The 8,127-nt window shown below is 34.5% G+C and carries 11 protein-coding genes; 2 read left to right on the top strand and 9 right to left on the bottom strand.

What is annotated here, in order from left to right:
• Positions 1–71 precede the first annotated feature (71 nt).
• From HT729_RS11680 to HT729_RS11665, 4 genes are all read right to left on the bottom strand, one after another.
• Complete coding sequence (locus HT729_RS11680; protein ID WP_000727305.1) at positions 72–572, bottom strand: hypothetical protein; 501 nt, start codon at positions 570–572, stop codon at positions 72–74.
• Positions 569–1,192, bottom strand: coding sequence for an ATP-binding cassette domain-containing protein (locus tag HT729_RS11675; RefSeq protein WP_172931925.1), 624 nt, complete (start codon positions 1,190–1,192; stop codon positions 569–571). The genes HT729_RS11680 and HT729_RS11675 overlap by 4 nt, the downstream gene beginning before the upstream one ends.
• A complete protein-coding gene (locus tag HT729_RS11670; RefSeq protein WP_023940507.1) occupies positions 1,189–3,171 on the bottom strand; it encodes a hypothetical protein in 1,983 nt (660 codons plus the stop codon). Before HT729_RS11670 ends, HT729_RS11675 begins: the two co-directional genes overlap by 4 nt.
• A gap of 65 nt (positions 3,172–3,236) precedes the next feature.
• Positions 3,237–3,575, bottom strand: coding sequence for a hypothetical protein (locus HT729_RS11665; RefSeq protein ID WP_000746103.1), 339 nt, complete (start codon positions 3,573–3,575; stop codon positions 3,237–3,239).
• Positions 3,576–4,000: 425 nt separating this feature from the next.
• On the opposite strand from HT729_RS11665, the gene HT729_RS11660 reads away from it, so the two are divergent.
• Entirely contained in the window at positions 4,001–4,537 is a 537-nt protein-coding gene (locus tag HT729_RS11660; RefSeq protein WP_023933578.1) for a biotin transporter BioY, read from the top strand.
• A gap of 53 nt (positions 4,538–4,590) precedes the next feature.
• Here HT729_RS11660 and HT729_RS11655 read toward each other — a convergent pair whose 3' ends face one another.
• A complete protein-coding gene (locus HT729_RS11655; RefSeq protein WP_023940504.1) occupies positions 4,591–4,806 on the bottom strand; it encodes a YdbC family protein in 216 nt (71 codons plus the stop codon).
• A gap of 99 nt (positions 4,807–4,905) precedes the next feature.
• On the opposite strand from HT729_RS11655, the gene HT729_RS11650 reads away from it, so the two are divergent.
• The gene (locus tag HT729_RS11650) at positions 4,906–5,226 is read left to right on the top strand and encodes a hypothetical protein (RefSeq protein WP_049513506.1); all 321 of its coding nucleotides are present in this window, start codon (positions 4,906–4,908) and stop codon (positions 5,224–5,226) included.
• Positions 5,227–5,256: 30 nt separating this feature from the next.
• Here the strand turns inward: HT729_RS11650 and HT729_RS11645 are convergent, their stop codons facing one another.
• From HT729_RS11645 to HT729_RS11630, 4 genes are read right to left on the bottom strand one after another with little or no spacing between them, the layout of a single operon-like run.
• Complete coding sequence (locus HT729_RS11645) at positions 5,257–5,595, bottom strand: ATP cone domain-containing protein (protein ID WP_001196049.1); 339 nt, start codon at positions 5,593–5,595, stop codon at positions 5,257–5,259.
• 11 nt (positions 5,596–5,606) lie between these two features.
• Positions 5,607–6,326 carry a tRNA (guanosine(37)-N1)-methyltransferase TrmD gene (gene trmD, locus HT729_RS11640; RefSeq protein WP_023940500.1) on the bottom strand — a complete coding sequence of 240 codons (720 nt, stop codon included), beginning with the start codon at positions 6,324–6,326 and terminating at the stop codon, positions 5,607–5,609.
• Entirely contained in the window at positions 6,316–6,834 is a 519-nt protein-coding gene (gene rimM, locus HT729_RS11635; protein ID WP_172926234.1) for a ribosome maturation factor RimM, read from the bottom strand. The genes trmD and rimM overlap by 11 nt, the downstream gene beginning before the upstream one ends.
• Positions 6,835–6,864: 30 nt before the next feature.
• Entirely contained in the window at positions 6,865–7,653 is a 789-nt protein-coding gene (locus tag HT729_RS11630; protein WP_172926235.1) for an alpha/beta hydrolase, read from the bottom strand.
• Positions 7,654–8,127: the final 474 nt, after the last annotated feature.

The raw sequence follows: 8,127 nt of genomic DNA, 5'->3' as shown, positions 1-8,127 counted from the left end.
ATAGTATGTTGAAATAAGATATGCAAAAATCAATTAACAAACCATAGCAAAATACAAGGATTATAATACAATCATTTATTCTTTTCTTTAAAAGATTCATATATTTTTTTATATAATTCTTTTATATCTTTTTTCTGAGAATTCAACTCTTCTTTACCGTAGTCAAAGTTTGCTACCACAAATCCCGCGCCATCATCAGAAAAAGTAAAAAATTCTATTTCAATTAGTTTATTATGCTTAGAGTCCTCTATGGTGTCTCCTAAACCATTATTGAATTTCTTCACTTCTTCTTCACGAACTCCGAACCCCGTAGCAGCTCCATTTGCAATGATGTTTGAAAATACTTCTTCTGAAGATGATACTTCTTTCACAGTTATGAAGTATATAGCTTCTTCCGTTTCTACTTGTCTCACTTTATTCCATTTTTCTGTGTCACTAGAAGAAAGCGTATAGATTGTTAACTCTACCGTTGGCTTATTGATATTTTCTTTTGTAATCATTTGTTTTCCAAAAAAGAAAATGGCAAGTGCCCCAGTTACAAAGATCAAAGCAATATAAATTTTCTTTTTCATACCTTATACCCTATATCTTTCATGTCAATTATCACATCAACTTCGTTATAGACAGCTGGATCATGCGTCGCTATAATGACATATTTATCTTCAGCTATTTCATTCAATAATAAGCGAATGATTTCTTTTCCAATCTCACCATCTAAAGCTCCTGTAGGTTCATCTGCTAAGATAATTTTACGTGGCTTCGTTAACATTCTGGCAATAGCTACACGTTGAGCCTGCCCTCCAGACAATTCATATATTTTTTGATGTAAATAGTCACTTGACAGTCCTACTTTTTCAAGTACGTCAGTTATTGTTTTTTTGTCTTTAGTGATAAGGCTCAGATTATCATATACTGTTTTGTTATCTATTAAAGAATAATTCTGAAATACATATCCAACAGTATTTTTAAAAAAAGTTCTTTCTTTTATCTTCCAAATATCTTGTTTATCAACTAAAACATTCCCACTGTCAATTTTTTCTAATCTTCCTATAATATTAAGAAGGGTACTTTTACCGGAGCCAGAACCTCCAATCAATGCATAGCTTTTTCCAGATTCAAATATTAAATTTAAGTCTGTAAAGATCTTCTTTGAGCCGAAACTTTTTGAAACGTTCAAAAGGTCAATTGTCATGATTCATCTCCTTTTAAAATTTTAGTGTAGCTTTCAGATAATTTTCTAAAACTCATTATGATCGACAACATCAAAACTAGCAGAGAAGCCGCTCCAATATATAGCAACTCTATTTGTCCTGTCATCAGAAATGTAAATAGAATAACCATTGTAATAGTCATCATAAAATATTTGAGACTTGAAATTGCTATATATGTTTTTGACAGACCCAAAATGATTTTTTTCACATATTCATTCTGTTTTAGAGTAATAAAAAGTTGGACATATTGATAAATGAGTATAAAGATAATACTGTAAATTATCTTCTGCAAGATTTGTGAAAGTAAAATTTGGTGCTCTAAGGATTGAATCTTTAATTTCACAATTTGGTAAACATCTACTGGATTCATTGAGAAATTCAACGGGACAGTCATCTCATTTATTTTTTTTACCGCTTCAGGACTAAAAAGAGATTTATATAGTATGTTACTAGCCAAAGAAAACTTATTATTTTCCATCATTTTGTCCGTATCTAACACAACAACTATATTATCTTTGCTATCTGCTAGACTTGCCATTGGTAAAATATCTTTATTTTTATGATCGATATCAGCATCCTCATTGAAATAAAAAATTTTATTACCATCAGGAATTATTTGTACTGCAAGCTGTTCTTTTGTATAGTTTGTTCCAATAAATTGTTCTGCTACAACTGTATTCTCAATAGATTTCTGGTTTTCTTTCCACTTCTCAGGAATATAAATGGTTGCTATCTTATTATCTAAAAGATGATAGTTTGTTCCATTCACTTTGTTTTGTAGGTTAGCACCTGTTTGATTAATATAAATCAACTCTTTATTTATTTCTGGATTCGTTATTCCGTCATTTTCTAATTGTTTAGAAAAGTCTTCTAAAACATGAGATGTTTTCATAAAATCTGGAACATATGCCGAAGATCGTTCAATATATAAGAAATCTAAGTTTTTTAAGGCAGCAACTATCTGTAGATACTGACCATCTGAATCACTAACTTCTCCATTTTTAGCAGAGTTACTTTCAATTCCAAGGAACTCAATCCTTCTCCAGTCTTTTACTGTGTCCCACGGTACTAAATTCTGTATTTGTATGTTCATACTAGATTGACTACTCTTTGTTTCTTGTAAAAAAACTCCTGAGACAAGGATAATAATCGAAATAATAGCAAGCCATACGACAAAAATAAGCTTGTTTTTTGCCTTGTTTTTGATAATTTCAATGGGCTTTTCAATCTGAATCGTCGACCAAAATAAAACAAAGGTGATGAGATCAATGATTTGAAATAGTATAAAATTCGTTAAAAGCAGAGAGAAAAATAACTTAGAACTATAAGTGAAGAAACCATTTCCCAAAAAAGAACTGTAAGAAATCATCAATAAAGCCATCATAATCAGTTCAAAAATAAGAGAAATCACATACTCTCTTCTAAGATCGTATACAGGCAAGCCCAAAGAACGTCGTATCACTCCTTCTTTGATCTGCCTCGTCCTAACAACAAATAAAACAACTAATAAAGTTAAGTAAATGGAACCCATTAACAGTATTCTTAAAGTTCCAGTGAATTGTAATATTCCTCCTATATACCAAGGATAAGCCATATAGACTGTTTGCAGCCCCGTCATCGTAAGTGGTTTCAAACTATCTACATCCATTTTCCCAAGGGTATAATACATCCCTATTATTGGTGCTGACTTTAATTGTTCATTATTTACATCATCAAAATTTACATACTTCAACTGACCCGAACTCTGAACGATTGGCTTGTAAATGGTAACCTTTTCCGTTTTTGATAAGTCACGAACCATTTCATATATTTCGTTATTAGAAAGATTACTTTTCCCTTGAATAGAGAAAGCACCATCAATTGGTAAAGGTATGGGGATTTCGGTATCACTAATAGTGACCAGACCAATTGTAGCAATCAAACAAAAGAAGAATCCAATGATACATAATTTTAATTTCATAAGCAATTACCATATTACAAAAGACCCTATTTTATAATTGGGTCTCCTGTTTTCATAAATTATTTTTAAAATCTATAATAATCCCAATATGCATTTAAGCGAACATCGTTCCAAGATTTTGTTGCACTTGAATATGCCCATCCATAATCTTTTTTATCCTGAGCTTTAACTGTTCCCCAAAAATTCGTTACTGAAGATTTTGAACCAATATTATCTGGAGACTTAACAAAGTAATTCGAATAACCATAGTTATCATTTACACCATATTCCCATACATCAATAATCGGATATGGAGCAGGGTGTGCTGTAGTTGCACTAACAACACTAGCTGCAGTAGCAAAGCTAAAACTGAAAACACTTGCAGCTAGAAAAACAGATGCTTTCTTATTAATTCTTTTTTTCATTTTACTTCTCCTTGAATTTAAATATTTGATGAAGATTAAATAATAGTCTCTTTTTAGTCCCTCCATATTACTTTAATATGAATTGATTATATTTAGGTTTTTAATCACCGTTATGGTATCTAGAGTCGTTAAAATATCTCGTAACTACCCCTCCTTTTAAAATTGAACACATCTAAATGCATCCGTTTACATTTTTAATATAACACTTATTTTTTAATTTGTCAAATATTTACTAGTATATTTTTTATTAATAAAATAGGATTATCTATACAGACAATTTTCGAATCAACAAAAAAATTATCCAACTTAACCAATAAGCAAAATCGGCCGTTACAGTTTTTGTTACCTTGTTTTAAAAAATTGGTTGACAATGATTCCTCTATGAGTATAATAGTTACTATACATCAGAAAAGAGGTTAACTATTTTGAAAAAAGCTCACATTTATGCTATCCCTGCTATTGGGGCTGCTCTCATTGCTGTTTTGGCACAAATCAGTCTTCCAGTTGGACCTGTTCCCTTCACTCTGCAAAACTTTGCAATCGGCTTGATTGCTACTGTCTTTAGACCGAGAGAGGCTGTACTTTCTGTTGGACTCTATCTTCTTCTAGGTGCTATCGGTCTTCCTGTGTTTGCAGGAGGTGGAGCTGGTTTTCAGGCTTTAGTTGGCCCTACTGCAGGCTATCTTTGGTTTTATCTCGTTTACTCTGGACTTACTTCCTCTCTAACCAACAGCAAGAGCGGAATTGTCAATATTTTTCTTGCAAATCTCTTGGGTGATGCCCTTGTCTTTGTCGGAGGGATTCTCAGCTTGCATTTTCTAGCTGGAATGGCATTTGAAAAAGCTCTTGTTGTGGGGGTCATTCCCTTTATCATTCCAGACCTTGGTAAACTTCTAGCTATTAGTTTGATTAGTCGTCCTCTACTTCAACGCCTTAAAAATCAGGCTTACTTTGCTAACTAAAAAAGGATATCGAGTTGTCATAACTCAGTATCCTTTTCTTTTATTTTGAAAACTTAGTTTCCTTTAAAAGCATCCACCATTGTTTGAAATTCTTCATTGGAAAAAGTAATTCCTTTGCCCATCTTCGTATGGTCTGGACTCCAAGCACGAATATCAAACTTTGCAGGGGCACCATTAAAGCTCACACGGTTGATTTCCTTGGTCCAACCCTTTTCGTTTTCAGAAAGAGTCAACAAGTGCTCTTCGATTTCAAATGTAAATTCTGCCATTTTCTTCTCCTTTTTTTAACTTTCATCTGATTATTCGTAAAATCTTGTAGATTTTAGGAAAATTTTATATAATATTGATATAAAAGAAGGGAGGCCAATATGAGACATAAATTCCAGCAAGTTCTAGGTAAAATACATGACTTTTTAAATGGACATGACCAACCTGACCAGACTGAAAGCAACTCCCTTACAGCCACTATTGAAGAGGCTATCCAGAAACAAACTGCTGTTCACCTTATCTTGTCTGAGACAAGCTTTACAGGTGACATCATCAAATACGATCAGCAAGGACAGCAAATTATCGTGAAAAATTTTGCCAAAAATGTGAGCCGGATTATCCGTATAAGCGATATTCAACGCCTGCGATTTGTCCCCTCAACTGTCCAAACAGCCCAAAAAAATAGATTTAAGAAAGAGTGAGATGTAGTTGCTTCATCCCACTCTTTTTTCTTAGCGAATTTGTTCAAAATGTAAATGAACTGCGATATGATCTCCATAACCACTTCTTTCCAAGTCACGTTGTAAACGATAGGAAATGTAGTGTTCTGCAATGGTAATGTAACCTGCGCCCAATAAACGATGTTCAACCATAGATTGAATCATACTGATAGTCGCACGTTCCACCTTGGCTTCTTGTAAATCCAAAACTACCTTCTTAGTGACCTGAGCAAGATTTTGACGCAAATCATCTGTCAAAACATAAACAGTTTGGGCTGCCTTCAAGATGGCTTGGTAAATCTTATCTGGATTAAATTCAGCAATTTCGCCATTACGTTTGATTACTTGCATAGGTTTCTCCTTTATTCTTTGTTTTCTTTGATTTCTGCCAGCATTTTTTCTTCTTCTACTGTCAGTTGATAATGTTCAAGTAAATCTGGTCTGCGCTCGTAGGTTTTCTTTAAACTCTCGTACAATCGCCACTGACGAATCTTTTCATGGTGGCCACTCATCAATACATCTGGCACGACCATGCCTCGATAATCATAGGGACGTGTGTACTGAGGATATTCTAAAAGACCTGAAGAAAAACTATCATCTTGGTGGCTAGACTCCTTGCCAATCACTTCTGGAATCAGGCGAACTGTAGCATCAATCATGGTCATAGCTGCCAATTCTCCACCAGTGAGGACATAGTCGCCTAGGGAAATCTCATCTGTTACCAAGGTCTTAATGCGCTCATCATAACCCTCATAGTGCCCACAGATAAAGATTAGCTCTTCCTCTTGAGCCAAATCTTCAGCATAAGCCTGATCAAACTGCTTTCCAGCAGGATCGAGGAGAATAACGCGCGGATTTTTCTTTTCAATAGCATCAAAGGCATCGAAAATGGGTTGGGCTCGGAGCAACATGCCCTGACCGCCTCCGTAGGGCTCATCATCTACATGACGGGCCTTTTCAGCATTTTCTCGAAAATTATGATACTGGATATCCAAGAGCCCTTTTTCTCGAGCCTTTCCAACGATTGAGTGCTCCAGTGGAGAAAACATCTCTGGAAAGAGGGTTAAAATATCAATCTTCATCATCTAACCCTTCTAAAATTTCCACATCGACACGGTTATTCGGAATATCAACATTGAGAACCACTGGTGGAATATAAGGCAAGAGCAAGTCACGTTTGCCTTTTCGCTTGACCACCCAGACATCGTTAGCACCTGGTTGCAGGATTTCCTTGATGGTTCCAATCAAGTTATCACCCTCATAGACTTCTAAACCGATAATCTCGTGATAATAAAATTCACCATCGTCTAGGTCATTCAAATCTTCCTCAGCGACCTTGAGACTGTATCCTTTGTACTTTTCGATAGCATTGATATGATACATATCTTTGAATTTAATAATGTCAAAGTTCTTCTGTTTACGGTGGCTAGCAATGGTCACTGTTTGAACAAACTGATCTTTTTCATCAAACAAGGCCAGCTCAGATCCTTTTTTAAACCGTTCTTCTGCAAAATCCGTCACAGACAAGACTCGCATCTCACCCTGCAACCCTTGAGTATTGACGATTTTCCCAACATTAAAGTAGTTCATCTTGTCTCCTGTAGTCTATTTCTATCCATATTATTCTGACAATTCTCGAATAATAGTTGCAATTTTTTCGGATTCTGACCATTGTAAATAATGGTGATTCCCTCCTGAAATGAGTTTAGTATTGGAAGTCCAATATTCTGATTCTCTGTACTCTCTTTCTCTATAAGGCTGACAAAAAACAAATACAGGGATACAATCTGGTATTGATACATCCTCAAAATCTTCCTCAGTAATCTCTCCAGATATCTGAAATCCTGGATTTTGGTTTTCCAACTCTAAGCCTTTTTTTTGCATTATTTCCCAGATTTCTTTATTCGTTTCAGGACTAAATGTTGCTTGAGTTAAATTCTTCAAATAAAGTTCAGGTCCATACTCGTCAATCAGCCTCATCTGTTCTTCCATTTCTGGATAAGGATTTTCTGAAAAATCAGCAAACATGACGTTTTTAGTTGTCGGTTCCACTGCTACTAAAGCCTGACACTTAATTGGTTTCTTGAGTAATTTGCAAGCTAAAATTCCACTCAAACTATGTACACAAAGTATATATTCAGAAATCTCCAATTCTTCAAGCACTTCATAAACTGCATCTACAAGATTATCCAGATTTTTGTCAGCTTGGTCATGAATCGGACTCCTACCTGTGTTTGGAAAATCAATTGTCAAATAACCAATTGTAGGAGGAAGTTTTTCGATTATAAGTGAAAAATTTTCATAACTTGGTAGCAAACCTGCTCCATTTAAACAAACTAGCACTTTCTTTTGCTTTCGATAAGTAACAGAGAGACTACCAATTTTCGTAGATACTTCAAATCTCTTCATAAAGAAATCCACTCATTCTATATAATGAATTATTAAAAATCCTTATCCTTTATTTTATCACGTTCCAAAGATTTTCTCAAGTTGGAGAAAAAAGACACTATAGATATTATCCCTCTAAAAATCCTCGTAACTTCTCAAAGTAACTTCCATCTCTCTCTCCCAAAACTGGAAGTTACTCTAAAACGACTTTGTTTTAGGGCTATTTGTCGTGCACTTTTTTCTGAGTCTTTTCGCTTTTGAACCCTTATATATCAAGAAAAAGAAAATCAGTGGAAGTTAGTCTCAGACGGATTTCCACTGATTTCACGCGTTTTTCTAATACTAAAATCTAGGTTGTGGAAAACTGGAAGTTAGTTTTATATTTAATTGAAATAAGACATGAAAAAATCTAATGGGCAAGTCAACGTAATTTCTAGGAATATTTTCACAGCAACAACGTCCTATTCTAGTTTCAATCTACTATAGTAGATTCCC

Origin of the sequence: Streptococcus sp. 79, assembly GCF_013277425.1 — a bacterium.
Classification (GTDB): domain Bacteria; phylum Bacillota; class Bacilli; order Lactobacillales; family Streptococcaceae; genus Streptococcus; species Streptococcus pseudopneumoniae.
The sequence above is the reverse complement of the archived record's forward strand: the minus strand, read 5'-3'. Positions and strand labels throughout refer to the sequence as shown.

Excerpts from the sequence above, each read along its gene's own strand:
- HT729_RS11680 (WP_000727305.1), bottom strand. The coding sequence starts at position 572 with ATGAAAAAGAAAATTTATATTGCTTTGATCTTTGTAACTGGGGCACTT.
- HT729_RS11675 (WP_172931925.1), bottom strand. The coding sequence starts at position 1,192 with ATGACAATTGACCTTTTGAACGTTTCAAAAAGTTTCGGCTCAAAGAAG.
- HT729_RS11670 (WP_023940507.1), bottom strand. The coding sequence starts at position 3,171 with ATGAAATTAAAATTATGTATCATTGGATTCTTCTTTTGTTTGATTGCT.
- HT729_RS11665 (WP_000746103.1), bottom strand. The coding sequence starts at position 3,575 with ATGAAAAAAAGAATTAATAAGAAAGCATCTGTTTTTCTAGCTGCAAGT.
- HT729_RS11655 (WP_023940504.1), bottom strand. The coding sequence starts at position 4,806 with ATGGCAGAATTTACATTTGAAATCGAAGAGCACTTGTTGACTCTTTCT.
- HT729_RS11650 (WP_049513506.1), top strand. The coding sequence starts at position 4,906 with ATGAGACATAAATTCCAGCAAGTTCTAGGTAAAATACATGACTTTTTA.
- HT729_RS11645 (WP_001196049.1), bottom strand. The coding sequence starts at position 5,595 with ATGCAAGTAATCAAACGTAATGGCGAAATTGCTGAATTTAATCCAGAT.
- trmD (WP_023940500.1), bottom strand. The coding sequence starts at position 6,326 with ATGAAGATTGATATTTTAACCCTCTTTCCAGAGATGTTTTCTCCACTG.
- rimM (WP_172926234.1), bottom strand. The coding sequence starts at position 6,834 with ATGAACTACTTTAATGTTGGGAAAATCGTCAATACTCAAGGGTTGCAG.
- HT729_RS11630 (WP_172926235.1), bottom strand. The coding sequence starts at position 7,653 with ATGAAGAGATTTGAAGTATCTACGAAAATTGGTAGTCTCTCTGTTACT.